This is a genomic window from Streptomyces sp. NPDC058246 (genome assembly GCF_042881985.1).
Taxonomy (GTDB): domain Bacteria; phylum Actinomycetota; class Actinomycetes; order Streptomycetales; family Streptomycetaceae; genus Streptomyces.
In genome coordinates, this window is sequence record NZ_JBHVWZ010000003.1 from 110,789 (window position 1) to 136,334 (window position 25,546).

At 70.7% G+C, this 25,546-nt stretch carries 23 protein-coding genes and 1 pseudogene; 13 read left to right on the forward strand and 11 right to left on the reverse strand.

The features are described from left to right. Positions 1–47: 47 nt before the first annotated feature. The 4 genes from ACFVXA_RS05480 to ACFVXA_RS05495 all read left to right on the forward strand — a co-directional run bounded on the left by ACFVXA_RS05480 (position 48) and on the right by ACFVXA_RS05495 (position 4,543). Positions 48–959: an SH3 domain-containing protein gene (locus ACFVXA_RS05480; RefSeq protein WP_390023903.1), complete on the forward strand. Its 912-nt coding sequence runs from the start codon at positions 48–50 to the stop codon at positions 957–959. Positions 960–1,068: 109 nt separating this feature from the next. Next, positions 1,069–2,445, forward strand: coding sequence for an FtsW/RodA/SpoVE family cell cycle protein (locus ACFVXA_RS05485; protein ID WP_362024353.1), 1,377 nt, complete (start codon positions 1,069–1,071; stop codon positions 2,443–2,445). Between the two features lie 49 nt (positions 2,446–2,494). Further along, positions 2,495–3,952, forward strand: coding sequence for a penicillin-binding transpeptidase domain-containing protein (locus tag ACFVXA_RS05490; protein ID WP_390023905.1), 1,458 nt, complete (start codon positions 2,495–2,497; stop codon positions 3,950–3,952). 60 nt (positions 3,953–4,012) lie between these two features. Next, a complete protein-coding gene (locus ACFVXA_RS05495) occupies positions 4,013–4,543 on the forward strand; it encodes a DUF3291 domain-containing protein (protein WP_389745090.1) in 531 nt (176 codons plus the stop codon). A 56-nt stretch (positions 4,544–4,599) separates the two neighbouring features. Here ACFVXA_RS05495 and ACFVXA_RS05500 read toward each other — a convergent pair. Then, positions 4,600–4,788: pseudogene (locus tag ACFVXA_RS05500) on the reverse strand (ADP-ribosylglycohydrolase family protein); the annotation flags it as partial. Positions 4,789–5,033: 245 nt separating this feature from the next. Further along, entirely contained in the window at positions 5,034–6,146 is a 1,113-nt protein-coding gene (locus ACFVXA_RS05505) for a ferritin-like domain-containing protein (RefSeq protein WP_362024365.1), read from the reverse strand. Between the two features lie 140 nt (positions 6,147–6,286). Here ACFVXA_RS05505 and ACFVXA_RS05510 point away from each other — a divergent pair, with 140 nt between their 5' ends. From ACFVXA_RS05510 to ACFVXA_RS05530, 5 genes are all read left to right on the forward strand, one after another. After that, the gene (locus tag ACFVXA_RS05510) at positions 6,287–7,216 is read left to right on the forward strand and encodes a diiron oxygenase (protein WP_383737721.1); all 930 of its coding nucleotides are present in this window, start codon (positions 6,287–6,289) and stop codon (positions 7,214–7,216) included. A 132-nt stretch (positions 7,217–7,348) separates the two neighbouring features. After that, a complete protein-coding gene (locus ACFVXA_RS05515; protein ID WP_362024370.1) occupies positions 7,349–8,074 on the forward strand; it encodes a TetR/AcrR family transcriptional regulator in 726 nt (241 codons plus the stop codon). A 10-nt stretch (positions 8,075–8,084) separates the two neighbouring features. Then, positions 8,085–8,426: a hypothetical protein gene (locus ACFVXA_RS05520; protein WP_362024373.1), complete on the forward strand. Its 342-nt coding sequence runs from the start codon at positions 8,085–8,087 to the stop codon at positions 8,424–8,426. Positions 8,427–8,528: 102 nt separating this feature from the next. Beyond that, positions 8,529–9,674 carry an NlpC/P60 family protein gene (locus ACFVXA_RS05525; protein WP_389512478.1) on the forward strand — a complete coding sequence of 382 codons (1,146 nt, stop codon included), beginning with the start codon at positions 8,529–8,531 and terminating at the stop codon, positions 9,672–9,674. Positions 9,675–9,796: 122 nt separating this feature from the next. Then, positions 9,797–10,432 carry a DUF1345 domain-containing protein gene (locus tag ACFVXA_RS05530; RefSeq protein WP_383737712.1) on the forward strand — a complete coding sequence of 212 codons (636 nt, stop codon included), beginning with the start codon at positions 9,797–9,799 and terminating at the stop codon, positions 10,430–10,432. A 32-nt stretch (positions 10,433–10,464) separates the two neighbouring features. Here the strand turns inward: ACFVXA_RS05530 and ACFVXA_RS05535 are convergent, their stop codons facing one another. Then, a complete protein-coding gene (locus ACFVXA_RS05535; protein ID WP_383902138.1) occupies positions 10,465–11,400 on the reverse strand; it encodes a Dyp-type peroxidase in 936 nt (311 codons plus the stop codon). A gap of 96 nt (positions 11,401–11,496) precedes the next feature. Here ACFVXA_RS05535 and ACFVXA_RS05540 point away from each other — a divergent pair, with 96 nt between their 5' ends. Then, a complete protein-coding gene (locus ACFVXA_RS05540) occupies positions 11,497–11,670 on the forward strand; it encodes a hypothetical protein (protein ID WP_383737832.1) in 174 nt (57 codons plus the stop codon). Between the two features lie 157 nt (positions 11,671–11,827). Here ACFVXA_RS05540 and ACFVXA_RS05545 read toward each other — a convergent pair whose 3' ends face one another. The 5 genes from ACFVXA_RS05545 to ACFVXA_RS05565 are packed head-to-tail and all read right to left on the reverse strand — an operon-like array spanning position 11,828 to position 17,757. After that, positions 11,828–13,081: a styrene monooxygenase/indole monooxygenase family protein gene (locus tag ACFVXA_RS05545; protein ID WP_362024385.1), complete on the reverse strand. Its 1,254-nt coding sequence runs from the start codon at positions 13,079–13,081 to the stop codon at positions 11,828–11,830. Between the two features lie 24 nt (positions 13,082–13,105). Continuing rightward, positions 13,106–13,732, reverse strand: coding sequence for an ATP/GTP-binding protein (locus tag ACFVXA_RS05550; RefSeq protein WP_362024388.1), 627 nt, complete (start codon positions 13,730–13,732; stop codon positions 13,106–13,108). Then, positions 13,713–14,141 (reverse strand): DUF742 domain-containing protein, encoded by a 429-nt coding sequence (locus ACFVXA_RS05555; RefSeq protein ID WP_362024390.1) that lies wholly within the window; start codon positions 14,139–14,141, stop codon positions 13,713–13,715. The genes ACFVXA_RS05550 and ACFVXA_RS05555 overlap by 20 nt, the downstream gene beginning before the upstream one ends. Next, a complete protein-coding gene (locus tag ACFVXA_RS05560) occupies positions 14,138–14,641 on the reverse strand; it encodes a roadblock/LC7 domain-containing protein (RefSeq protein ID WP_390023908.1) in 504 nt (167 codons plus the stop codon). Before ACFVXA_RS05560 ends, ACFVXA_RS05555 begins: the two co-directional genes overlap by 4 nt. Next, entirely contained in the window at positions 14,638–17,757 is a 3,120-nt protein-coding gene (locus ACFVXA_RS05565) for a nitrate- and nitrite sensing domain-containing protein (RefSeq protein WP_390023910.1), read from the reverse strand. The genes ACFVXA_RS05560 and ACFVXA_RS05565 overlap by 4 nt, the downstream gene beginning before the upstream one ends. A gap of 394 nt (positions 17,758–18,151) precedes the next feature. Here ACFVXA_RS05565 and ACFVXA_RS05570 point away from each other — a divergent pair, with 394 nt between their 5' ends. Continuing rightward, a complete protein-coding gene (locus ACFVXA_RS05570) occupies positions 18,152–18,940 on the forward strand; it encodes a protein phosphatase 2C domain-containing protein (protein ID WP_383737699.1) in 789 nt (262 codons plus the stop codon). 246 nt (positions 18,941–19,186) lie between these two features. On the opposite strand, the gene ACFVXA_RS05575 is transcribed toward ACFVXA_RS05570, so the two are convergent. Continuing rightward, positions 19,187–19,705 (reverse strand): MarR family transcriptional regulator, encoded by a 519-nt coding sequence (locus ACFVXA_RS05575; RefSeq protein WP_362024402.1) that lies wholly within the window; start codon positions 19,703–19,705, stop codon positions 19,187–19,189. A gap of 320 nt (positions 19,706–20,025) precedes the next feature. Here ACFVXA_RS05575 and ACFVXA_RS05580 point away from each other — a divergent pair, with 320 nt between their 5' ends. After that, a complete protein-coding gene (locus tag ACFVXA_RS05580; RefSeq protein WP_390023912.1) occupies positions 20,026–20,844 on the forward strand; it encodes a lysozyme in 819 nt (272 codons plus the stop codon). 132 nt (positions 20,845–20,976) lie between these two features. On the opposite strand, the gene lon is transcribed toward ACFVXA_RS05580, so the two are convergent. Continuing rightward, a complete protein-coding gene (gene lon, locus ACFVXA_RS05585; RefSeq protein WP_383902129.1) occupies positions 20,977–23,394 on the reverse strand; it encodes an endopeptidase La in 2,418 nt (805 codons plus the stop codon). Between the two features lie 225 nt (positions 23,395–23,619). Between lon and ACFVXA_RS05590 the strand changes: the two genes are divergently transcribed. Further along, a complete protein-coding gene (locus tag ACFVXA_RS05590) occupies positions 23,620–24,522 on the forward strand; it encodes a hypothetical protein (RefSeq protein ID WP_390023914.1) in 903 nt (300 codons plus the stop codon). A 53-nt stretch (positions 24,523–24,575) separates the two neighbouring features. On the opposite strand, the gene ACFVXA_RS05595 is transcribed toward ACFVXA_RS05590, so the two are convergent. Beyond that, positions 24,576–25,520, reverse strand: a complete 945-nt coding sequence (locus tag ACFVXA_RS05595) for a rhomboid-like protein (RefSeq protein ID WP_383737687.1) — start codon at positions 25,518–25,520, stop codon at positions 24,576–24,578. Positions 25,521–25,546: the final 26 nt, after the last annotated feature.

The following is a 25,546-nucleotide window of genomic DNA, read 5'->3' on the forward strand; positions in this document are numbered from 1 at the left end:
GCCTGCCCCGGCTCCTAATGTGGCGATAAGTCAGGTTCGCCCCCTTCTTGGAGGAGCCCCCCATGTCCCTGCGATCCACCTGCGCGCGTCTCGGTATAGCTCTCACCGCCGGCAGCCTCGTCGCATTCGCCGGCTCCACGCCTGCCCTGGCCGGCGGTGACTCGAATGCCAATGCCGGCGGCGGCTCCAGCGTTCCGCTGGTCGGGGTGGGGATTGGCGGCGTCAACAACGGCTTCGGTCTCAACAACGGCTTCGGCCTCAACAACGGCCTCGGCTTCAACAATGGCCTCGGCTTCAACAATGGGTTCAACAACGGCTTCGGCTTCAACAACGGGTTCAATAACGGCTTCGGCTTCAACAACGGGCCCAACAACGGGCGCCCCTTCAACAACGGATTCAACAACGGATTCGACAACAGACGCGGCCTCAACAACGGATTCGGCAACGGGCGCGGCCCGGACAACGGGCGCGTCTCCGAGAATGGACGCGGCCCGGACAACGGGCGCGGCTTCGAAAACGGGCGCGGCCCGGACAACGGGCGCGGCTTCGAAAACGGGCGCGGCCCGGACAACGGGCGCGGCTTCGAGAACGGGCGCGACTTCGACGACCGATTCGAGAACGGGCGCGACTTCGAGGACGAATTCGAGGACGGGCACGACTTCGACAACGGATTCGACGACGGATTCGACGACGGGCGCGGTGAGGGCGATTCCGAGGATGCCCGCACGACCAGGGGCACAGTCACCCGCGAAGGCGGCCTGGCCCTGCGCAGCCGTCCGGATCGCGGCAGCCGGCTGGTCCGTGTCGCGCGACGCGGCGAGACCGTCCGCATCCTCTGCAAGGCCTCGGGCGAGTCGGTGAACGGCAACCACATCTGGTACCTGCTGCGCGACGGCACCTCGGCCTGGGGCCCCGCACGCTCCATCGACACCCTCGGCGAGACGCCCCGCTGGTGCTGAGACCGCAGGCACCGGCCCGCTGGAGCCGGCTCCGCACAAGGTGTACCGCAACAGCCCGTTTATCACTAGATAACGGGACATCAGGTTCCCCGCTTGCTACGTTCCGGACATGATGCAGCCCGGAATGCCCGGAACGACGCTGGCGGCGGACCCGTCCCCGCCCGCTGTTCGCCTCCCCAGGCGCCGTGGCATCGAGTTCACCCTCATCGTCGTCGCCGTCCTGCTCTGCGTGTACGGCTACTGCGCTGTCGGTGTCGCGAAGAACGGCACCGTCCCGCCCGGCGCCGCCGGTTACGGCGCCGGGCTCGGCGTGCTCGCGCTGTGCGCGCATCTCGCGGTGCGGATGCGGGCCCCGTACGCCGATCCGCTGCTGCTGCCCATCGCCGTACTCCTCAACGGCCTGGGTCTGGTGCTGATCTACCGGCTCGACCTGGAGACCCCGGGCGCCCGGGCGGCTCCCACCCAGCTCATCTGGTCGACGCTCGGTGTCGCCCTCTTCATCGCCGCCGTCCTGTTCCTGCGCGACCACCGCGTCCTCCAGCGCTACACCTACGTCTCCGTCGTCACCGCCCTGGCGCTGCTGGTCCTGCCGATCGCCTTCCCGTCCGTGAACGGCGCCCGCATCTGGATCCGGATCGCCGGGTTCTCCATCCAGCCGGGCGAGTTCGCGAAGGTGCTCCTCGCGGTCTTCTTCGCCGGGTATCTGGCCGCGAACCGCAGCGCGCTGGCGTACGCGGGCCGCCAGATCTGGAGGTTCAAGCGGCTCCAGCTGCCCACCGGCCGGGTGCTCGGCCCGATCGTCACCGTCTGGCTGCTGAGTGTGCTGGTGCTGGTCCTGGAGCGGGACCTGGGGACCTCGCTGCTGTTCTTCGGCCTGTTCGTGATCCTGCTGTACGTCGCCACGGGACGCACCGGATGGATCGCGGTCGGGTTGCTGCTGGCCTGTGTGGGGGCCATGGCCGTCGGCTGGCTCGAACCGCACGTGCACAGCCGGGTGCAGGACTGGCTGCACCCCTTCGCGTCGATCGACGCGGGCCAGGGGCCGAACCAGATCGCCCAGTCCCTCTTCGCCTTCGCCGCGGGCGGGATGCTCGGCACCGGCCTCGGGCTCGGCCATTCGATCCTCATCGGCTTCGCCGCCAAGTCGGACTTCATTCTGGCGACGGCGGGCGAGGAGCTCGGCCTGGTCGGTCTGTCGGCGGTCTTCCTGCTCTACGCCCTCCTCGTGGAGCGCGGCTACCGGGCGGGCCTCGCCCTGCGCGACCCCTTCGGACGGCTCCTCGCGATCGGCCTCGCGTCGATCGTGGCGCTCCAGGTCTTCGTGATCGCGGGCGGGGTGACCGGCCTGATCCCGCTGACCGGCATGGCGATGCCCTTCCTCGCGCAGGGCGGCTCCTCGGTCGTCACCAACTGGATCATCGTGGCGCTGCTGATCCGCATCAGCGACTCGGCACGCAGCCAGTACGACGGGACGGCGGCGCCGTGAAGTACCCACTGGACGGCGGGGCCGTGACCGTCCGGGAGGTGGTCTCGAGGTGACCAAGTACATCCGCAGGGCCGCCGGTCTGTGCGCCCTGCTGCTGGTGGCCCTCCTGGTCAACGCCGCCCGCGTCCAGGTCTTCGAGGCCGGGTCGTACGACGACAACTCCGCCAACCGCCGCCGGACGATCGCCCGTTACGAGCAGCCGCGCGGCGACATCGTCGTCGACGGCAAGCCGGTCACCGGCTCCCAGGACTCGGGTGAGCAGCTCCGCTATGAACGGACGTACCGCGACGGCCCGTTGTACGCGCCCGTCACCGGCTTCGCCTCACAGCTGTACGGCACGACGTTCCTGGAGAACGCCGAGGACTCCATCCTCTCCGGCACTGACCCGATGCTCGCCCCGCTCCCCCTGTGGAACGACATCACGCGCGCCCAGAACCCCGGCGGCAAGGTCGTCACCACGCTCAACGAGGCCGCGCAGCGGGCGGCGTACGAGGGACTCGGCTCGCGGCGGGGCGCGGTCGCCGCGATCGAACCGGCCACGGGGAAGATCCTGGCGCTGGTCTCCACACCTTCGTACGACCCCGCGGAGCTGTCCGGGACGGGCTCCGCGGTGACGCGGGCGTGGGCGCGGCTGAACGGGGCGGCCGACAAGCCGATGCTCAACCGGGCGATCCGGCAGACGTATCCGCCGGGGTCGACGTTCAAGGTGGTGACGGCCGCGGCGGCGCTGGAGGCGGGCGTGGTGAAGGACGTGGACACGCCGACCACCTCCCCGGACCCCTATCGGCTGCCCGGCACCACGACCTCGCTCACGAACGAGATCGAGGGCTGCGAGGACGCGTCACTGCGGTACGCCTTCGAGTGGTCCTGCAACACGGTCTTCGCGAAGCTGGGCGTGGACGTGGGGCTTTCCGACATGGCGAACACGGCGGCGAACTTCGGCTTCAACGACCGGAAGCTGAGGATCCCCTACTCGGTCGCGCCCAGCAACTTCGACCTGCGGCTCGACAAGGCGCAGCTGGCCCTCTCCTGCATCGGGCAGTTCAACACCCGGGCGACTCCCCTCCAGATGGCGATGATCTCGGCGGCCGTGGCGGGCGGGGGCTCGGTCAAGACGCCGTACCTGGTGGAGAGGACGACGTCGAAGGGCGGTGCCACGCTGTACACACACGGTCCGAGCACCCTCCACCAGGCGATGAACCCGACGACCGCGCTGCGCATGCGCGAGCTGATGGCCGACGTCGTGACCGAGGGCACCGGCACGAGGGCGGCCATCCCCGGGGCCACCGTCGGCGGCAAGACCGGCACCGCGCAGCACGGCGTCGACAACTCCGCTCTGCCGTACGCCTGGTTCATCTCCTGGGCCCAGGCCGACGACTCGATGGAACCGGCGGTCGCCGTCGCGGTCGTCGTCGAGGACGCGGCGGCCCGGCGCGGCGACATCAGCGGGGGAGGCGACGCGGCCCCGATCGCGAAGGCGGTCATGGAGGCGGTGCTCGGCTCCTGAGGCGCCCGGTGCGTGAGACGGGGGATGTGGGAGTCCGGCCGGCCGACCTATCGTTCGGTCATGACTCAGCCCGTAGCCGCGTACGAACTCGCCCAGGTCAACATCGCCCGTCTCAAAGCCCCGTTGGACTCCCCTCGGCTGAAGGACTTCGTCGAGGCCCTCGACCCCGTGAACGCCGTCGCGGACGCGGCCGACGGATTCGTCTGGCGCCTCCAGAGCGACTCCGGCAACGCGACCGACGTCCCGGTCTTCGGCGACGACTGGCTGATCGTCAACATGTCCACCTGGCGCGACACGAACGCACTGACGGCCTTCATGTACCAGGGGCGCCACCGGGAGCTGCTGGCCCGCCGGCGCGAGTGGTTCGAACGCCTGGAGGAGGCGATGACGGTGCTGTGGTGGGTCCCGGCAGGGCACCGGCCGTCAGTGGCGGAGGCGGAGGGACGGCTCCTGCACCTGCGGGCGAACGGGCCGACGCCGTACGCCTTCACCCTGCGGACGTCGTTCCCTGCGCAGGGTGGGCTGCCGGTCGCCGGGCCGGTCGCCGGGTCCGGCGCGCACGCGGCCGAGGATCTGGGGTGCCCGGTCTAGGTTCCAGGCCGCGCTTCCGGGCACGGCCTCGCGGCGCCTCAGCCACTCCTGCGGCACGCCTTCCGAGGCGCGGTGGTGAAGGGCACGTCGGCGGCGCGTACGGGTCCCTCGCGTACCGCGCTGTCCGGGGTCAGTGCCGCCACCGCGTCCAGGGTCGGCTCCCGCCGGGCGGAGAGCGCGGCCGCCACGGCCACGGCGACCGCGCCGGCGATGCCCTCCGGGTGGGCAGTGACCTGGGCCGCGACGGGACGTCCGTACGGACTCGGACGCAGTGAAGGCATGGACACGCCAGCACGCTACTGCCCAGGGGTGAGCCTCACGGCTCCTCCGCGGCGCCCGCCTCGGCGAGCCCCAGGACCTCTCTGCGGCGCCCGCCTCTGCGAGCCCCAGGCCCCCTCCGCGGCGCCCGCCTCTGCGAGCCCCAGGCCCCCTCCGCGGCGCCCGCCTCTGCGAGCCTCAGGACCCCTCCGTGGCGCCCTTCTCGGCGAGCTCAGGACCCCTCCGTGGCGCCCTTCTCGATCGCGTCCCGCACCTCGGCGACCCGCTCCTGTTCCTCCGTCGCGAACCGCTCCGCGTCGAGCTGTTCCGCGATCTCCTCGTCCTGGGCCATCAGGAGGTCGAGGTTGGAATTGCCCATGTCGAAGACGCCCATGTCGACGTAGGCCTGCTGGAGGCGTTTGCCCCAGAGGCCGATGTCCTTGACGCAGGGGACGATGCGGCTGAAGAGCAACTGGCGGAAGAGGGAGAGGAATTCGGACTGTTCGCTGAATTCCTCGGCCTCCGCCTTCGGGATGCCGAAGTTCTCCAGCACCTCGACGCCGCGCAGCCGGTCCCGCATCAAGTAACAGCCCTCGATGACGAATTCCTCGCGTTCGCGGAGTTCGGCGTCGGAGAGCTGCTTGTAGTAGTCACGCAGGGCCATGCGGCCGAAAGCGACGTGCCGCGCCTCGTCCTGCATCACATACGCCAGGATCTGTTTCGGGAGCGGCTTGTCGGTGGTGTCCCTGATCATGCCGAAGGCCGCCAGGGCCAGGCCCTCGATCAGGACCTGCATGCCCAGGTACGGCATGTCCCAGCGCGAGTCGCGGAGGGTGTCGCCGAGGAGGGACTGGAGGTTGTCGTTGATCGGGTAGAGCATGCCGATCTTCTCGTGCAGGAAGCGCCCGTAGATCTCCGCGTGCCGGGCCTCGTCCATCGTCTGGGTGGCCGAGTAGAACTTCGCGTCGAGGTCGGGGACCGATTCGACGATGCGCGCCGCGCAGATCATGGCGCCCTGCTCGCCGTGCAGGAACTGGCTGAACTGCCAGGAGGCGTAGTGCTTGCGCAGTTCCCCCTTGTCCCGGTCGGTCATCTTCGCCCAGTACGGCGTCCCGTAGAGGGTCATCGCCTCGTCGGGGGTGCCGAGCGCGTCGTACGGGTCCACTTCGAGGCCCCAGTCGATGCGCTTCTGGCCGTCCCACTGCTTGTCCTTGCCCTTCTGGTACAGGGCGAGCAGCCGGTCACGACCGTCGTCGTACTCCCAGCTGAAGCGTGCCGCCCCCGAGGCCGGCACCTGCCAGTGGGGGTCTCCGGAATCCATGGCGTACAGCTCATGCGTCGGCATACCTCGCAGGCTCACACGGGGTAGACGCGTCGTCAACAAGTCGGACGCAGGGGATTGACGGGCTTGCTGACAAGCAGTCTCATAAGTGGTGACCGCCGGTAACCCCTGGAGTAATCCCGTACGACGAGGTGGGAACAGCCATGACGACGGTGACGGAAGCGGATGTGCTCCGCGACGCGCTCGGTCTGCTCAAGGACCGGGAGCAGGTGGCCGAGCGGCTGCTCGACTCTTCCGCCAGGCACTCCTTCGATCCGGACAAGGAGCTGGACTGGGAGGCGCCCTTCGAGGAGGGCAAGTGGTTCTGGCCGCCGGAGCTGGTGTCGCTCTACGACACCCCGCTGTGGCGCCGGATGGGCGAGGAACAGCGGATCGCGCTGTCGCAGCACGAGGCCGCGGCGCTCGCGTCGCTGGGCATCTGGTTCGAGATCATCCTGATGCAGCTGCTGGTGCGGCACATCTACGACAAGGCGGCGACCAGCGCGCATGTGCGGTACGCGCTGACCGAGATCGAGGACGAGTGCCGGCACTCGAAGATGTTCGCCCGGCTGATCTCGAAGGGTGACACGCCGTATTACCCGGTGAGCCGGGTGCACCTGAATCTCGGCCGGCTCTTCAAGACCATCTCGACCACCCCGGGCTCCTTCACGGCCACGCTGCTCGGCGAGGAGATCCTCGACTGGATGCAGCGGCTGACGTTCCCGGACGAGCGGGTGCAGACCCTCATCCGGGGAGTCACCCGCATCCACGTGGTGGAGGAGGCCCGGCATGTGCGGTACGCGCGGGAGGAGCTGCGGCGGCAGATGGTGACGGCACCGCGCTGGTCCCAGGAGTTCACCCGGATCACGTCGGGCGAGTTCGCGCGCGTCTTCTCCGTCGCGTTCGTCAACCCCGAGGTCTACACGAACGTCGGGCTCGACAAGCGAGAGGCACTGGCGCAGGCCAAGGCGAGTGGGCATCGGCGGGAGGTCATGCAGACCGGGGCGAAGCGGTTGACCGACTTCCTCGACGAGATCGGGGTGCTGCGGGGGGCCGGACGGCGGCTGTGGAAGGCGTCGGGGTTGCTGGCCTGACGTTCCGGGCGGGGTGGGGTGGGGCCGGGCGGGGTGGGGTTTCTCGCCCCCCGGACCGCCCGCTTTCGGCCCGGACGGCCTCCTCCTCGAACGCCGGACGGGCTGAAACACCAGCCCGGCTACGCTGCCCACATGACCTCCGCCGCTCCCACCCCCGCCTACCGCCGGCTCAGCGTCGAGGAGCGGCGCAGTCAGCTGCTCGAAGCGGCGCTGTCACTCTTCGCGCACCGTATGCCCGAGGAGGTCTCGCTGGACGACGTGGCGGAGGCGGCGGGGGTGTCGCGGCCGCTGGTGTACCGGTACTTCCCGGGCGGCAAGCAGCAGCTGTACGAGGCTGCCCTGCGGTCCGCGGCGCAGGAGCTGGAGCACTGCTTCGCGGAGCCCCCCGAGGGCCCACTCACCCAGCGGCTGTCCCGCGCCCTCGACCGGTACCTCGCCTTCGTCGACCAGCACGACGCCGGCTTCAGCGCCCTGCTGCAGGGCGGGAGCGTCGTCGAGACGTCCCGGACGACGGCCATAGTGGACGGGGTGCGGCGGGCCGCCGCCGAGCACATTCTCGATCATCTGGCGGTCGACGATCCCGGGCCCCGGCTGCGGATGACCGTACGGATGTGGATCACCGCCGTCGAGGCCGCTTCGCTGATCTGGCTGGACGAGGACAAGGAACCGCCGCTGGAGGAGCTGCGGGACTGGCTCGTCGAGCAGTTCGTGGCGGCGCTCGTGGCGAGCGCGGGACGGGATCCGCGGGCCGCGGCGGTGGTGCGGGCCGCGCTCGCGCTGGAGACGCCGGACGGCATCGTGGGGACCCTGGTCCGCCGTGTGCTGCCCGTTGTCGGGGACGCGGCGCACCTGCTGTGACACTGGTCCGGTGAAGAGCGAAGACACCCCCTTTGTCGGCGGCCCCCTGGACGGACGCGTGCTGCCCGTCCTGCTCGGGCTCACCGGGCATCCGCCGAAGACGTACCGGATCCCGCTGCCCGACCCTGAGGGCGGTCCGCCCACCGTCCTCGTCTACCGGCGCGTTCAGGCGAGCCGCAGCATGGGGGTCCCCCCGCGCGAGCGAAGCCGAGCGTGGGGGAGGCTCGGGCTGCACCAGGGGTGGAAGTACGAGTACGACCCCGAGGGGAAGCCGGACAGCGGCCTGAAGTGGCCCTGGTCCAAGACCGACGCCCCACGCGACGCCACGCCGGACTCCCGCCCCGACGAGTGACCTTCTTGGGCCGAACCGGTCAGTCGGCGCGCGCTCGGCGTGCGCCCGCCCGATCCTGCCGGTGCGAGGTGGACGGACCACCCCGACACCGGAGGTGATGACGTGTCAGGAAGCCTTCTGCGTCTGGTCTGTACGGCGGCGGTGGCGGCCGGGGCGCTGCTCGCGCCGTCGCCCGCGGCAGCCGTCCCGGATCCGGGCCCGACAACCGGTGCGGCGGCCGGTGCGGGTGGCGCGGCGGCCGTCGGCGACCCCGGACAGCGGTCCGTCGCCGCGTTGCTGACGGATCTTCAGAAGCTGTACCGGGACGCCGAGAGCGCCACCGAGAAGTACAACGCGACCGCCGAGAAGCTCGAGAAGCAGCGCGCCGACGTCGCCCGGCTCGACGCCCGCCTCACCCAGGCCCGCCTCTCCCTGCGCGACAGCCGCGGCGCCGCGGGGCGGCTCGCCCGGCAGCAGTACCAGAACAGCGGCGAGATCTCCTCGTACGTACGCGTGCTCCTCGCCCGTGATCCACAGCACGCCCTCGACGAAGGGCACGTGATCGGGCAGCTGTCGCAGGAGCGCGCCGAGACCGTGGAACGGGTGGCCGGGACCGAGCGGAGGACCGACTCGCTCGCCCGGGCGGCCCGCAGCGCACTCGACGGTCAACTCGCCCTCGCCGCACAGCAGAAGAAGCAGCGCGACGACGTACGCAAGCGGCTCGCGGATGTCGAGGAGTTGCTCGCCTCGCTGACCGTCGACCAGCTCGCCGAACTGGACCGGTTCGAGAAGTCGGGGGCGGCGAAGGCGCAGCAGCAGTTCATGGCCTCGGGCGCGCTCAGCAGCGAGCGGCCGCCCTCGCGGGAGGGCGAGGAGGCACTGCGGTACGCCGTCGGGCAGATCGGGAAGCCGTACCAGTGGGGCGCGGAGGGCCCGAAGTCGTACGACTGCTCGGGCCTCACCTCACAGGCCTGGCAGCGCGCCGGACAGCCGATCCCCCGCACCAGCCAGGAACAGTGGGCCCAGCTCCCTCGCATCCCCCTGAGCAAGCTCCGCCCCGGCGACCTGGTGATCTACTTCCCCGAGGCCACCCATGTCGCCCTGTATCTGGGCGACGGAATGGTGGTCCAGGCCCCGAGACCGGGAACGAAGATCAAGGTCTCCCCCATCGCCGCGAACCCGCTGCTGGGCGCGGTGCGACCGGATCCCGGAGAGAAGCCGCTGCGAAGCTACACACCGCCGAAGCTCCCCGAGGGAGCGCCCCTTTAGGCGCGCGGGCCGGGGGCATCGAGCGGATCCTCCGCGTGGGTGCGATCCGCCTGTCGCTTTCTTCGGCGACACCCGGACCACTCCGGCCGCAAATTCAACGTCCAATTGTACTGTTATCGCCCATGAAGACCTGGATGCCGTTGTCCGCCGTGCCTCGGCTTGCCGGTGCGGCGGTCTTCGGAGTGGCGGTGGGCGTGGCCGTGGGCTTCCTTTCCGATGTCCCGCTGGGTGTTCTCGCGGGGATCGCCGCCGCCGAGACGGTCTTTGTCGTGGCGGGTCTGAAGGTGTTGTGGCCCATGGACGCGACCGCCACTCACCGCAATGCCCAGCGCGAGGACTTCCGCCCCCTCACCGAGGAAATCATCGTCGTCACGGCCGCGGTGTTCGCGCTGCTCAGCATTGTCGTCCTGCTGCTTCGCGGGAAATCCGCGGAGGGTCACGCGGCGGCCGCGACAGCGCTCGCGGGCGTGTTCATGGGCTGGGCATCACTGCACCTGATGTACTCCACCCGCTACGCCTACCTTTTTTACGCCAAGCCGGCCGGCGGCATCGACTTCAACTCCGCACGCCCGCCCGCGTACGCCGACTTCCTCTACTTCAGCTACAACCTCGGCATGACCTACCAAGTCTCCGACACCAGCGTCTCAAGCGCACGCATCCGTACGGTGGTGCTCCGGCACTGCCTGCTGTCCTATGTCTTCAGCACCAGCTTCCTGGCCACCACGATCAACCTGGTGACCGGAATCGTCAGCAGCTGACCGCCTCGCTCTTGAATACTCCCGGCTGCGGGCTAGCCGGACGGTGACGGGGGAAGGTCGTTGAGGAAGTTCACGGACGGGACATGGAAAAGGGAGCCGGTGACTGCCGTCGAGAAGTCGAGGATCCGGTCGTGGATCCCGGGACGGTCGCCGAGGAACATGTTGCGCAGCATCCGTTCGGTGACCGCGGGCGTGCGCGCGTAGCCGATGAAATAGGTGCCGAACTCCCTTTTGCCGATCGTGCCGAACGGCATGTTCTCCCGCACGATCTTCTGCTCGTTGCCGTCCTTGTCCGTGATGACGTTGAGGGCGACATGAGAATCCGGGGGCTTGACGTCGTCGGGCATTTCGATGTTCGCCAGCTTGCTCCGGCCGATGGCGTTCTCCTGCTGCTGTGTGGTCAGCGCGTTCCAGGCCGCGAGATCGTGGAGGTACTTCTGGACGATCACGTAGCTACCGCCCTTGAAGGGCTCGTCCTCTGCGCCGACGAACACCGCGTCGACGGCCACCTGTTGTCCGGGGTTCTCGCTGCCATCGACGAAACCCAGCAGGTCGCGCTCGTCGAAGTACTTGAAGCCATGCACTTCGTCGACCATGGTGACCGCTCCGGCAAGCCGCTCGGCGATCACCCGGGCCAGTTCGAAGCAGAGGTCCATCTCGTGGGCGCGCAGATGGAAGAGGACATCCCCTGGCGTCGACGGAGCCCTGTGGCCGGCGCCTTCCAACGGCACGAAGGGATGCAGGTCACGAGGGCGCGGACCGGCGAACAGCCGGTCCCAGGCGTGGGAGCCGACGCCGACGACGCAGCTGAGCTCGGCGTAAGGGGCCCGGTAGCCCACCGATCGCAGCAGACCCGCCACGTCTTCGAGCAGGTCACGGACGGTGGCCTCGCCGCCGGGGTCGATCGTGCCCACGAGGAAGACGGCGGTCCTGGCCGGCGGGGCGATCACGCACTGCGACTCGATCACGAAGCCTGCCTCCTGCCTGTCGCGACGGCGACGTACGCCTGCCGGTCTGTCGCCGAGCGCCTCGCTCGCACCCGGGGTGGTCCCGTCACTTCCAGTGTGCGACGAAACTCCCTCGACGGCTTCCTCGCCGTTCCCTACGACATCCCGCGCGGCTGCGCGGCCGGCTACATGCCGGAGATGAACGTCCTGTGCGCGATTGGCGACTACAGCGTCCAGAGCGACCAGGCGCTCATGAAGCACGTCAAGGTGACCATCACCTGCGCCGCCTGAGCAGGGCGGGGCGCGCCGGCTCCGGGACGGAGCCGACGTGCCGAGGCGGCCGCCCCCACTGGACAGCGGAGACGGCCGCCTCGTCGCTCTTCGGCGACGGCAACGGCGACGGCGACAGCGACAGCGGCGACGACGGGTCGGATCGCCGGCGGTCGCGTTACGCTCCGGCCACCGAAGCCAGGTACGCCTCCGTCTTCTCGGGCTCGAAGAAGAAGTTCTCGAAGTCGGCCGGGTCGTTGAAGCCGTTGGCGAACCGGTCCGCCACCGAGGGGAGCTGCCCCGCGGCCCCGATCAGGTTGAGAACGTGCTCCGGCGGAGCGCCGAGCATCGCGTTGGTCCACTTGGTGACGTGCTGCGCCGTCTCCCAGTACCGGTCGAACGTGGCCTGCATCCACTCCTCGTCGAAGGGCTTGTCGCCCTGTTCGAGGATGGCGGCGAGGTAGGCGGCCGCGCACTTGGCGGCCGAGTTGGAGCCCTGCCCGGTGATCGGGTCGTTCGCCACGACCACGTCGGCGACGCCGAGGACCAGGCCGCCGCCGGGGAGACGGCCGATCGGGTTGCGGACGGTGGGGGCGTACCGCCCCGACAAGGTGCCCTGCGCGTCGGTCAGTTCGACCTTCGTGGCCCGCGCGTACTCCCACGGCGTGAACCGCTCCATGAGTTCCAGGGTCAGGGAGAGGTGTTCGTCCGGGTCCTTGACGCCGTTGAAGACGTCGAGCGGGCCGCCGGGTATGCCCTCCCAGAACAGGATGTCCGCGCGGCCCGAGGTGGTCAGGGTCGGCATGATGAACAGCTCGCCGACACCCGGTACCAGGTTGCAGCGGACCGCGTCGTACTCCGGGTGCTCGGGGCGGGGACCGAGGCCGTGCACATACGCGACCGCGAGGGCGCGCTGCGGCTCGCTGTACGGGGAGCGGGAGGCGTCGCGGCCGAACATGGAGACCAGCTCGCCCTTGCCCGCCGACACCAGTACCAGGTCGTACGTACGGGAGAAGTAGTCGAGGTCGGAGACCGCGGCGCCGTGGATGACCAGTTGGCCGCCGCGCTGCGCGAACGTCTCCATCCAGCCGGCCATCTTCACCCGCTGGTCGACCGACTGCGCGTACCCCCCGAGCTTGCCCACCCAGTCGATCGCGCGCTGCGAGGGGCCCGGGTCGAAGGAGCCGGGGGCGGCGACCGAGACGCCGAGTCCTTCGATCTTCGGGGCCTGGGACTCCCAGAAGTTCAGCTGGAGATCGCGCTCGTGCTGGAGGGCCGTGTCGAACATGCACTGCGTCGACATGACACGGCCGGTACGGATCTCGTCCGCCGTCCGGTTCGACATCAGGGTGACCTCGTACCCGTGCGACTGGAGTCCGAGGGCGAGCTGGAGTCCGGACTGGCCGGCTCCCACGACGAGTATCTTCCGCATGCGCGTCCTAACTCTGCGTACGTCTTATTCGGGGCTCACGTCGAGCGCGTGCCCCACCAGCGCGAGCAGGGTCTCGACAACCGAGATCCGGCGCCTGGCGTCCATGATCATGACAGGTATGTGCGTGGGCACCGTGAGGGCCTCGCGCACGTCCTCGGGCTCGAACCGCTCGCTGCCGTCGAAGTGGTTGACGGCGACGACGTACGGCAGTCCGCAGCTCTCGAAGTAGTCGAGGGCCGGGAAGCAGTCCGACAGACGGCGGGTGTCGGCGAGGACCACCGCGCCGATCGCGCCGCGCACCAGGTCGTCCCACATGAACCAGAACCGCTGCTGCCCCGGCGTACCGAAGAGGTAGAGCACCAGGTCGTCGTCGAGCGTGATGCGGCCGAAGTCCATGGCCACGGTGGTGGTCAGCTTCTCCGGCGTGCCCGTGAGGTCGTCGGTGTCCTCGCTGGCCTGCGTCATCAGCGCCTCCGTCTGGAGGGGCGTGATCTCCGAGACCGCGGTGACCAGCGTGGTCTTGCCCACGCCGAAGCCGCCGGCCACCACGATCTTCGTCGCGATCGGGGCCCGGGTGCGGTCCGTCTGCCAGGCCTGGAGGTTTTCGTCCGCGTCCGGCGCGGCGATGACGTCAGAGACGACGGAGTCCACTCAGCACCCTTTCCAGCAGAGCGCGGTCCGGCTGTCCCGGGCCGTGACCTGTTCCGTACACACGGATCTTCCCCTGGTCCGCCAGGTCGCTCAGGAGGACGCGGACCACGCCGAGCGGCATCCTGAGCAGGGCGGCGACCTCGGCCACCGTACGCATCCGGCGGCAGAGTTCGACGATGGCCCGCATCTCGGGCATGACCCGGTTGGAGAGCGACCCGTTGGTCAGCTCCCTGCGCTCCTCGGGGGCTTCGAGCGCCGCCACGAACGTCTCGACGAGCAGTACGTGCCCGAAGCGGGTGCGGCCGCCGGTGAGCGAGTAGGGGCGTACGCGGGCGGGCTTGCGGTCGCCGCCGCGGACGGGAAGCCTGACCGGCACACTCGACGTGCCAGACGTGTTCGGCGTGCTCATCGGGCGCTCCCCGTGGACTCGGACTCAAGCGATTTTCGTAGCTCGCTACGGAGTTCGGGGGTCAGCACATGTCCGGCGCGGCCGACGAAGAGCGCCATGTGGTACGCCACCACGCTCATGTCGCAGTCCGGGGAGCCGTGCACGCCGAGCAGTGAGCCGTCGCTGATCGACATGACGAAGAGACTGCCCTCGTCCATCGCGACCATCGTCTGCTTGACGTTGCCGCCGTCCATCAGCTTGGCGGCGCCGATGGTGAGGCTGCCGATGCCGGAGACGATGGTGGCGAGGTCGGCCGCCGACCCCTTGGGGCCGGTGGGGTGCTCCTCCCGGGCCGTCCGTGCCTCCGCGTTCCGGCCGGGGTCGGAGGAGAGCAGCAGCAGGCCGTCGGAGGAGACGACCGCGACCGACAGGAGGCCCGGCACCTCCTCGACGAGATTCGTCAGCAGCCAGTGCAGGTTACGGGCTTCACTGCTCAGGCCGAAGGTACTGGGCGCGGTCAACTGCTTGCCTCCTCGACTGTGCCCCCCGATGCTTCTACGTCCTGTGCGTTGCCCGTGTGCGCGGTGGTCGGGTGCGCGGTGGGCGTCTGTGGCGCGTCCAGCTCGGCCGTCTGTTCGGCGATCTCCGCCTCCACGTCGCGGCGGCCCTCCTTCGCGCCCCGGTGGAATCCGCCGAGCCTGCGGCGCAGGGCGTCGGCGTCCACACCGCCCGTGCGCTGTTTCGGAGCCGGCGCGGGCGCGGATATCCTCGGCGTCCGCTTGGGCAGGCCCTTGTCGGTGAGCCGGGGGCGCTCGTCCGGGACGCGTTCGTGGCTGTCGGGGCCGATGGCGTACGGGTCGGTGCTGGCCTGAGCGGGAAGGACCACTTCCGGAGCGGGCTCGGGAACAGTCCCCGGGGCAGGCTCGGGAACGGCCTCCGAGGCACGCTCGGGAAGGACCGCGTCCGAAGCAGGCTCGGGAACGGTCTCTTCCTGAGTGGGTTCGGGAACCGTCTCGTCCGAGGGGGCCGGTTCGGCCGCGAGGTCCGGGAGCAGGAGCTCCATGGTGGTCTCGGGGGCCGACTCGGGGCCGGGCTTCAGCTCGGGCCCGGGCGTGAGCTCGGACCCGGACGCGAACTCGGACCGGGGCGTGAGCTCCGGCTCTCGCGTGGACTCGGCCTCGGGCGTCAGCTCGCGCTCCAGCTCGGGCGTCGACTCGGCCTCGGGCTTCAGCTCGGGCCCAGGCTTCAGCTCGGCCTCGGGCGTGGACGCGGCCTCGGGCTCGGCCTCGGGCGTCAGCTCGGGCTCGGCCTCGGGCGCCGGAGCTGCCGCCTCCGGTTCCGTCGGAGGCCCGGAAGCCTCCCGTACCGCCTCCTCAGCCGCCGCGATCAGCGGATCCGCGTCCGCCGCGGGCTCCGCCGCCCTGAGGGCCGAACGGCCACGCAGAACATTGGAGTTGGCCTCGGCGTCCGCGCCGGCCAGCGTCACCGAGGACGCGCCGCCGACATGCCGGGTGGCCGTCGGGACCGTGGCCGCGGGCGCGGCGGCGAGCAGCGTCTTCGGGAGGACGACCACGGCGGCGACACCGCCCTGCTTCTGCTCGCGCAGCTGCACCCGTACTCCGTGCCGGTGTGCGAGCCGGGCCACCACGTAGAGGCCGAGCCCGAGACCCTCGCCGCTCTCCAGGTCCGCGTGATCCTCGGGGTCGAAGCCCGAGAGGCGGGAGTTGAGCTGCTTCATCCGCTCGTCGGTCATGCCGATGCCCTCGTCCTGCACGGAGAGCATCACCTCGCCGTTCTCCAGGAGCCAGCCGGAGACCTCGATGGGGAGATCGGGCGGCGAGAACGAGGAAGCGTTCTCCAGGAGTTCGGCGACCAGGTGCGAGATGTCGTCGGCGGCGAACCCGGCGAGGTGCGCGTGCGGCGGCAGCGCGGCGATGCGGACCCGCTCGTACCGCTCGATCTCGCTGACCGCGGCCCGTACGACGTCGACGAGCGGGACGGGACCGGCGTGGTGCTGGACGTGTTCGGCGCCCGCGAGGACCAGCAGGTTCTCGCTGTGACGCCGCATGACGGTCGCGAAGTGGTCGAGCTTGAAGAGCGTGGCGAGCCGGTCGGGGTCCTGCTCGCGCTCCTCCAGGCCCTCGATGACGCCGAGTTGGCGCTCGACGAGGCCGAGCGTGCGCAGCGCCAGGTTCACGAAGGTGCTGTGGATACTGCCGCGCACCTGCTCCAAATGGGCGCTGGCGTCGGCGAGTTCGGTGCGCAGCCGGTCGCGCTCGTCGGCCATCAGCCGGCGCTGCCCGATGAGGTGCTTGCGGTCGCCTTCGAGGGTGGCGAGCCGCTCGTGGAGCGCGGCGGCGTGCGCGTGCAGTGCGTTGACGGAGCGGACGACCTGGGCGAACTCGTCGTTACGGCCGGTGAACCTGACCGGTTCCTCGGCGCCCGGGTCGGCGGCGAGCCGGGCCGATCCGATCCGCAGCACAGCCAGCGGGCGGGTGAGGCCCCGGGCCATGCCCATGGAGACGCCGACCGCGACGAGGAGCAGCGCGCCGATGAGGGCGATCCGGATCTCCAGCGCGGTGACGTCGTCGTCCCGCAGCTGTTCGAGATCCTTGGTGCGGTGGTCGTTGAGGGAGGCCTCGGCGCCGCGCATCAGCTCGACCCGGGCCGACAGGGCGGCGTCGAGCTTCTTGGTGCTGGTGCCGAGTTCACTGTCGGAGAGCGTCGGCTGGTCGGTGAGGCTCGCGAGGTACTTGTCGGCGCTGCCGGCCTCGGGTCCGGTGACCGTGGAGTCGTACGAGTCCACGGCGGCCTTGGGCGCGCTCTCGCGGAAGTCGGCGAGCGCCGCGTCCGAGCGGAGCCGGGCCTGCTGGGCGGCGGCGGTGAGCGCGTCCCGCTGCTTGGTGTCGGCGTTCGACGAGGTGCTGCTGGTCGTCGGCAGACCGGTGACCGGGTTGATGGTGGTCTGGGTGGTGCGCGGGATGGCGAGGGCGGCGAGCAGCAGGCCGCGGGCGGCGGCGGACTGCTGGACCGCGGAGTCCAGCTCGGCGAGGGCGTGTGCGCCGGAGCCCGCGCGGGGCGGCAGCCGGTCGGCCAGGTCCTCGGCGAGGGCGTGGAGTTCGGTGATGGCGGCGGAGTACGCCTGGTGCGTTTCGAGAGCGGTGCTCTTTCCGGTGAGCGCGGCTCTGCGCAGGGAGGCGATGGAGTCGAGATCCTTCAGCAGCGAGGCGGGGGCGTCCTCGTCCGCCCGCAGCTCCTCGGCCTCCCGGTCGACGCGGGCGCTGCGCTGCTCGGCGGGCGCCTTGGCCTTGGGACGTCCCGCGGCGATGTACGCGGTGACCTCGTCCCGCTCGTCGGCCAGTGAGTGCGCGAGGGTCAGCGCCTGCTGGGTCCGCTCCGCGAGCGTCACCAGGTTCTGGGAGTCGTTCAGCTGTTCCGAGGCGGCCAGCACCGTCGGGGTGCCGGCGCCGGCGATGGCGGCCGCGACGACCGCGACGGCGACGATCAGCCGGTTGCGTACGTGGGTGGGGCGGCCCCTGCCCGCGGAACCGGTGGCGTCGCCGATGGGACCTCCCGTGGTGGAGGCCGTCTGCTTGCCTGTGCGCCTCGGCCTCGTCTTCTGCACCGGTGCTCGCATTCTGACTCGTGTACCCATGGGCCCGGGTGACGTCCCGTCAACGGGGCGTCGACCGTCCCTCAAGCTTTCGACTTCGCTCCACCAGGGGGACCCCCCTATCGGCTCCCGACCCTCCCAGTGCCGGTGGGCAGTGGTCCCGCATCGTCTGGCCCGCCACCCGAAGGAGTGAACCCCGGACGGGAGTTGGCGGGCAAGTTCCGCCGGCTCGTGCGACGGCCCTGTGCGGTGGGCCGGTTGGACGTCGGCGACGCGCTTTGGCAGTATTCGCCGCCACGCTTCACCGGAGCCGATCATTCCATGCCAAACCCGGCGCCTGAGCTGCTGGTCCGCACTACTTCGGCGACCGATGCCAGCCTTTCGTGGACCTTGTGAAGGGCTCGTGCAGACTGGCGGGATGCGCACTGAACTCGTCTCGGAGCCCGGCGACCCGGACCGCCCCAATGAGGACTTCGCATCGGTCGGCCTTCCCGCCTCAGGACAAGGGGGTTCACTCGTCGTCCTGGACGGCGTGACACCCCCTCGGGGCGACTACGGCTGCCTGCACTCCGTCGCCTGGTTCTCCGCACACCTCGGCGGAGCCCTGACCGAACTGTCCCTTTCCCGCCGGGATCTGACGCTGACGGAGATCCTTTCCCACGCGATCGCGCGCACCGCGGACACCCACGCCGACACCTGTGACCTTTCTCACCCGCGCACACCCCAGGCAACCGTGGTCCTCGCGAGGTGGTCCGCGGCCGAGGTCGAGTACCTGGTCCTCTCGGACTCGGTCCTGCTGGTGGAGTACCCCACGGGCGAGGTGACGGCCCTCCTGGACGACCGCCTCTCCCGCCTCCCCCGCTCCGCCCTCGCCACGGACGCCGTCGTCGACGCGACCGTCCGCAACAAGGAGGGCGGCTTCTTCACGGCGGCCGCGGATCCCTCGGTGGCCTCCCGGGCGGTGACGGGCATACTGCCGCGCGTCGAGGTCCGCGCCCTCGCCGCCCTCACGGACGGCGCCACCCGCTGGGTGGAGAAGTTCCAGGAGGGCGACTGGAGCGGCCTGTTCACCCTCGTACGGAAGGAGGGCCCCCAGGCCCTCGTCGCCCGCGTACGGGCCCTGGAGCGCGCGGACGCAAAGGAGCGGCTGCATCTGCGGCGCAGCAAGACGCACGACGACGCGACGGTCGTGTACGTGGAGGTGTGAGGGCTCCGGCCGGGGCCGCCGAACCGGGTGTACCGGGACCGGGGACTTGGTGCGCGGGATGTGCGACCCACGCGGCCGATGGGCGTGCGGCCACACACGCGGCGTGCGCGGCCACGCATGCGGCGGGCGCGGCTACACATGCGGCAATGCGGCGGGCGCGGCCACACCCGGCCGGCGGGTGCGGCCGATGCGGCGTGCGCAGCTACGCATGGGCGGCGTACGGGGCTGCACCCGCGGCGTGTGCGGCTACTTCTCCATGCCGCGGTTCAGCTCGTGCAGCAGCCGGGCCAGTTCCGCGACCTCGTCCGGGTCCCAGTGGGCGAGTTGCCGCACATAGCGGGCACGACGTGCCTCGCGCACCCGGGTGACACGGCTGCGGCCCTCGTCGGTGAGGTGGACGAGCCAGGCGCGCCCGTCGGCCGGGTCGGGTTCGCGGGCCACCAGGCCCAACTCCTCCAGGGCGCGCAGCTGGCGGGACATCGTGGCCTTCCCGACGCCGATGTAGGCGGCGAGCTCCGTGGCACGCTGACGGCCGTACTCCTCCAGGCGTACGAGGAGGCCGTACGCGGCGGACTCCAGGTCCGGATGGACCTCGCGGGCCATCTCGCCCTGGTTGGCGCGGGCGCGACGCAGGAACACGGTCAACTCGCGTTCCAGGGAAAGGAACTCCCGGTCCCCCGGGCCGTGCGCGGCGGGCCGGTCCACACCACGTCCCGACGCGTCGGATCCGACCGGACGCCCCCCGCCGTTTCCGTCCTCGTGCACGTCAGCACCCCTGACTCGGTTTCCCGATCCTGAAAGTTTCCGCCAAAAATCGCCATTACCGCAGCTCCGCCAGTATTTCGCAGGCGTAGACCAACGGCAGCCTCCGACCCCTCTTCCCACGCCGTCGTCTACGTGCGTAGCTTCTTTACCAGGCAATTACTGGCATGCGCACGCCGACGAAGGTCGACGAGGACCTGACCACCCCCCACCACGGCGCGCATGCCCGCGTATTCCCCCCACCGAGCCCCATCGAGCCCGCCGGAGCCCCACCGAGCCCCACAGCGCTCCGCCGAGCCCGCCGACCCCGTCGGAGGCACGCAATGCCCGTGCACAGATCCGGAACGGCCCACCGCCTGCGCCCGCTAGCGGTAGGAATCCTGCTCGCCGCCTTCTCGCTCCTGTCCACCCTCCCCTCCTCGGCTGCCGACACCCCCGCTCGCGGCTCCGCCCGCATGGGCATGGGTGTCATCGCCCACGACGGCCAGGACGGCACCCCCTCCAGCGGTGACGCCACGCAGACCGAAGGCGTGGACGTCTCCGGCTATCAGGGCAATGTCGCCTGGTCGACGCTGTGGAGCAGCGGAGTCAGGTGGGCCTACACCAAGGCGACCGAGGGGACGTACTACATGAATCCCTACTTCGCCCAGCAGTACAACGGCTCATACAACGTCGGCATGATCCGCGGCGCGTACCACTTCGCGACGCCCGACACGACGACCGGCGCCACCCAGGCGAACTACTTCGTGGACCACGGCGGCGGCTGGTCGAAGGACGGCAAGACGCTGCCGGGCGCGCTCGACATCGAGTGGAACCCGTACGGCGCGGCCTGTTACGGCAAGACGCAGAGCGCGATGGTCAGCTGGATCAGCAGCTTCCTCAACCAGTACAAGGCGCGCACCGGCCGCGATGCCGTGATCTACACGGCGACCAGCTGGTGGAGCGACTGCACCGGTAACTACGGCGGCTTCGCGGCCGCCAACCCGCTGTGGATCGCGCGGTACGCCTCCGACCCAGGCACCCTGCCGGCCGGCTGGGGCTACTACACCATGTGGCAGTACACGTCGTCCGGACCGACGGTCGGCGACCACGACAAGTTCAACGGCGCCCTGGACCGGGTGCAGGCACTCGCCAACGGCTGACAGGCCCGTTCCCTACGGCCGACGACTGACCGGGTACGAAACGGACACCCGGACACCCGGACACACGGATACGGCGAAGGCCCGGGCCTCCCTCACGGGACCCAGGCCTTCGCTTCTTCCGGTAGGCGTCCGTCACGCCGCCACCGGAACCTCCGGCGTCGCGCCGTTCGTCGCCGGCGACAGCGCCAGCTCCAGGACCTGGCGGACGTCCGTGACGGCGTGGACGTCGAGCTTCTCCAGGACCTCGGCCGGGACGTCGTCCAGGTCGGCCTCGTTCCGCTTCGGGATGATGACCGTCGCGACACCCGCCCGGTGCGCGGCGAGCAGCTTCTGCTTCACCCCGCCGATGGGCAGGACACGACCGGTCAGCGAGACCTCACCGGTCATCGCCACGTCCGTGCGGACCAGCCGGCCGGACAGCAGCGAGGCCAGCGCCGTCGTCATCGTGACGCCCGCGCTCGGGCCGTCCTTGGGGACCGCGCCCGCCGGGAAGTGGATGTGCACACCCCGGTCCTTCAGGTCGCCGACCGGCAGTTCGAGCTCCGCGCCGTGCGACCGCAGGAAGCTCAGCGCGATCTGCGCCGACTCCTTCATGACGTCGCCCAGCTGACCCGTCAGGGTCAGGCCCGCCGCGCCCGTCTCCGGGTCGGCCAGCGACGCCTCCACGTAGAGGACGTCGCCGCCCGCGCCGGTGACCGCGAGGCCGGTGGCGACACCGGGCACCGCCGTACGGCGCTCGGCCGGGTCCTGGGCGGACTCGGGCACATGGTGCGGCCGGCCGATGAGCCCGCGCAGGTCAGCCTCGCCCACCGTGAACGGCAGCTCCTGCCGGCCCAGTTCGTGCTGGGCCGCGACCTTGCGGAGCAGCCGCGCGACGGCCCGCTCCAGGTTGCGGACGCCGGCTTCCCGGGTGTACTCGCCGGCGAGCTTGCGCAGCGCGCTCTCGTCCAGCGTGACCTCGTCGGGCTGCAGACCGGCCCGCTCCAGCTGGCGCGGGAGCAGGTGGTCACGCGCGATGACGACCTTCTCGTCCTCGGTGTAGCCGTCGAGGCGGACCAGCTCCATACGGTCGAGCAGGGCCTCCGGGATGGCTTCCAGGACGTTCGCCGTCGCGAGGAACACGACGTCGCTGAGGTCGAGTTCGACCTCCAGGTAGTGGTCGCGGAAGGTGTGGTTCTGCGCCGGGTCGAGGACTTCGAGCAGGGCCGCGGCCGGGTCGCCCCGGAAGTCGGAGCCCACCTTGTCGATCTCGTCGAGCAGGACCACCGGGTTCATGGACCCGGCCTCCTTGATGGCGCGGACGATCCGGCCGGGCAGCGCGCCGACGTACGTACGCCGGTGGCCCCGGATCTCGGCCTCGTCCCGCACGCCGCCGAGGGCGACGCGGACGAACTTGCGGCCCATGGCGTGCGCGACGGACTCACCGAGCGAGGTCTTGCCGACACCGGGCGGACCGACCAGCGCGAGCACGGCACCGCCGCGCCGCCCGCCGACCACACCGAGCCCGCGCTCGGAGCGCCGCTTGCGCACCGCGAGGTACTCGGTGATCCGCTCCTTCACGTCTTCAAGACCGGCGTGCTCGGCGTCGAGGATCGCCTGGGCGCCGCGGATGTCGTACTCGTCCTCGGTCCGCTCGTTCCACGGCAGCTCCAGGACGGTGTCGAGCCAGGTCCGGATCCAGCTGCCCTCGGGCGACTGGTCACTGGACCGCTCCAGCTTCTCGACCTCCTTGAGCGCGGCCTCGCGGACCTTCTCGGGGAGGTCCGCGGCCTCGACACGGGCCCGGTAGTCGTCGGACTCCTCCGCGTCCGAGGACTCGCCGTTCAGCTCGCGCAGTTCCTTGCGCACGGCCTCCAGCTGGCGCCGCAGCAGGAACTCGCGCTGCTGCTTGTCGACGCCTTCCTGGACGTCCTTGGCGATGGACTCGGCGACATCCTGCTCGGCGAGGTGCTCGCGGAGCAGCTCGGTGGCGAGCTTCAGCCGGGCGACCGGGTCTGCGGTCTCCAGCAGCTCCACCTTCTGTTCGATGGAAAGGAACGGTGAGTAACCGGAATTGTCGGCAAGGGCGGAAACGTCATCAATCTGCTGTACGCGGTCCACGACCTGCCAGGCGCCGCGCTTGCGCAGCCAGCTGGTGGCCAGGGCCTTGTATTCCTTCATAAGGTCGGCGACTCGACCGGGCAGCGGGTCGGGCAGGGTCTCGTCGACCCGGGTGCCCTCGACCCACAGTGCGGCACCGGGACCGGTGGTCCCCGCGCCGACCTTCACGCGCCCACGCCCGCGGATCAGCGCGCCCGGGTCGCCGTCGGCCAGCCGGCCGACCTGCTCGACGGTGCCGAGCACACCGGTGCCCGCGTACGTCCCGTCGATGCGTGGCACCAGCAAGACCTGCGGCTTGCCCGGCGTCGAACGGGCGGCGGCCTGGGCGGCCTCCACCGCGGCGCGTACATCGGTGTCGTTCAGGTCCAGCGGAACCACCATCCCGGGCAGCACGACCTCGTCGTCGAGTGGCAGCACGGGCAGGGTGAGCGGTGTGGACGTCGAAGCCATGATCTCCCCTTCGGCAGTCAAGTTGAGCTATGCCGACTCAATGCTTGCGGGGCTCGGATTGTTCCCAGGGATCCGTTCGCTCTCAGCGATCACCTCCGCGAGTGCCGCACCCGCGAGCGCGGGCCGCGGCCCTCGGTCGGGAATGAACGCCGCGCAGGCCCCGGGCGTCCCAGGAGCGGCGTCGGATTCGACGCCACTTCACCGTCGGCCTCCGGGGGGCACACCATGCGACCCGCTCGATCCGTCAAACCCTTCGTCGTCAAACCCTTCGTCGTGCTCGGCCTGGTCGCCGTCGCGGCCACCGCATGCGGTGCCGGAACGACGCCGGGCGGCGGCAAGGTCCGTGACAGCGGCCGCGGCGCCGACCAGGGCCGCGCCCGTCAGGTCGCCGCCGCCTGGGAGGGATCCGAGGCGGCTCGGGTGTGGCGAGATGGCTACCACCCCCTCGGCGATCCCGTTCAGCTGCCCGAAGGGGCCTTCCACGACGACGCCGACAAGCGCGCGTACCTCACCCAGAACTTCGAACTGCGCGGGTCTCTTCCCGACGCGCCGCAGAAGAAGGCGAGGATCCGGTGGCCGGGCGGCGACTCGCTCACCTCCGCGCGAGCGGCGTACGAGCAGCTCGACCGCGGGAACGCCGGTCCCGCCCTCACCGTGACCGGTGCCCGGCTCGGCGACATGACCCTGCTGACCAGTCGGGGGCCGGCGAAGGTCCCGGCCTGGCACTTCACGGTCGAGGGCTACGACACCCCGCTCAAGCGCGTCGCGGTCGCCCCCTCGAAACTCCCCGCGCCCCCGGTCAAGGCCGTATCGCGGCAGACGGACGAGTTGGGGCCGCTCGCCGGGCCGGCCACGGTGGCGGACGACAACCGGACGGTCACCCTGCGCGCCGGGCACGGATCATGTGACGACGGGCCGGCCGTCGACGTGCTGGAGACCGGGGGCAGCGTGGTGTTCTCCGCCTCGATCCGCGGCGTGTCCGACGGCCCCTGTACGGCGGACCTGCGCATAGAGAAGGTGACGGTGAAACTCGACCGCCCGGTCGGCGACCGCATGCTCCTCGACGCGTTCACGGGCAGGCCCGTGCCCTACGAGCAGCCCGGCTCCGCCTCACCGTCCCGGAGCTGACCACGCCGTGCCGCAGACCGCCGCCACGCCTCGGCCAGGGCACGCGACCGGACTCAGGAGCAGCGACTCGGCATGCCGGAGCCGGCCGGGCGACTCGCGGCGGCCCGGCCCGGCCGGCCGCGGGATGCGCCGCGCGCCGCCTGCCGGCGTCGCACCAGCGGCCAGGTCGAGACCCCGAGCGCCAGGGACATCAGGTGCCCCCAGTCGGTCATCGGATCGGTGAAGGTGAGGAGGTCGCCGACGAGCATCGTGCCGAAGCCGACCAGCAGCGGCCAGCGCAGCCAGGGCGTCAGCAGTCCCGCGAGCGCGCCGACGCTGGCGGCGACGCCGAAGCTGATGCCGTAGTCGAGGCGGTGCAGGGAAGTGTCGGGCAGGTCCCCGGCCAGCACCGAGAGGCCGACGGGCACCTCGGTGGCCAGCGTGGCGACGACATGGCCGAGCAGGAAGACACCGGCCGCCCGCAGGCCGCCTATCCGCCGCTCCAGCGCGGTGAGGACGAGGAGGAACCCGACCGCGTACGGCGAGGTGATGCCGCCGGCGATCCACAGCGCGCTGGCGATCAGCACCAGCACCGGGTGCCGCACGAGGTGTGCGACATCCGTGCTGGAGCCCTGGTGCAGCGCGTGCACGACCGAGGGATCGGCATGCTCGGCGATGACCGACGTGACGGCCAGGACAGCCGCGTAACCGAAGGTGAAGGGGGTCCCGGCAGGACTGGGGAACAGCCGCCAGGGGCGCAGGACACGCAGGTGGCGGAGGGCGAGGGCAAGAACACCGGAGCCTGAGCCGCTCGCGGCACCCCGGCCGGCGACAGGCACGGTGCCCGGCTCGGGCATCGCGCCCGGTTCGGGGGCCCCGGCCGGAGCCAGTACCGCCCCGGCCGGAAGAGGCGCAGCCGCGGAGCCGCTCCGCTGTCTCGGCATCCCCTCCAACAAGGGCGCACCCGGCTGCGGGTCCGCGAGCGTGGCGTCAGCCCGCGCGGTGGTGCTCCGATCCACGGTGAGGCGCTCCTTCCGTCGCGCCC

What these genes read in the sequence shown, in the direction of transcription:
- ACFVXA_RS05570 (WP_383737699.1), top strand. Translation starts at nt 18,152, where the DNA reads ATGCGCACTGAACTCGTCTCGGAGCCCGGCGACCCGGACCGCCCCAAT.
- ACFVXA_RS05565 (WP_390023910.1), bottom strand. Translation starts at nt 17,757, where the DNA reads ATGCGAGCACCGGTGCAGAAGACGAGGCCGAGGCGCACAGGCAAGCAG.
- ACFVXA_RS05590 (WP_390023914.1), top strand. Translation starts at nt 23,620, where the DNA reads ATGCGACCCGCTCGATCCGTCAAACCCTTCGTCGTCAAACCCTTCGTC.
- lon (WP_383902129.1), bottom strand. Translation starts at nt 23,394, where the DNA reads ATGGCTTCGACGTCCACACCGCTCACCCTGCCCGTGCTGCCACTCGAC.
- ACFVXA_RS05510 (WP_383737721.1), top strand. Translation starts at nt 6,287, where the DNA reads ATGACGACGGTGACGGAAGCGGATGTGCTCCGCGACGCGCTCGGTCTG.
- ACFVXA_RS05515 (WP_362024370.1), top strand. Translation starts at nt 7,349, where the DNA reads ATGACCTCCGCCGCTCCCACCCCCGCCTACCGCCGGCTCAGCGTCGAG.
- ACFVXA_RS05545 (WP_362024385.1), bottom strand. Translation starts at nt 13,081, where the DNA reads ATGCGGAAGATACTCGTCGTGGGAGCCGGCCAGTCCGGACTCCAGCTC.
- ACFVXA_RS05485 (WP_362024353.1), top strand. Translation starts at nt 1,069, where the DNA reads ATGATGCAGCCCGGAATGCCCGGAACGACGCTGGCGGCGGACCCGTCC.
- ACFVXA_RS05530 (WP_383737712.1), top strand. Translation starts at nt 9,797, where the DNA reads ATGAAGACCTGGATGCCGTTGTCCGCCGTGCCTCGGCTTGCCGGTGCG.
- ACFVXA_RS05555 (WP_362024390.1), bottom strand. Translation starts at nt 14,141, where the DNA reads ATGAGCACGCCGAACACGTCTGGCACGTCGAGTGTGCCGGTCAGGCTT.
- ACFVXA_RS05580 (WP_390023912.1), top strand. Translation starts at nt 20,026, where the DNA reads ATGCCCGTGCACAGATCCGGAACGGCCCACCGCCTGCGCCCGCTAGCG.
- ACFVXA_RS05505 (WP_362024365.1), bottom strand. Translation starts at nt 6,146, where the DNA reads ATGCCGACGCATGAGCTGTACGCCATGGATTCCGGAGACCCCCACTGG.
- ACFVXA_RS05495 (WP_389745090.1), top strand. Translation starts at nt 4,013, where the DNA reads ATGACTCAGCCCGTAGCCGCGTACGAACTCGCCCAGGTCAACATCGCC.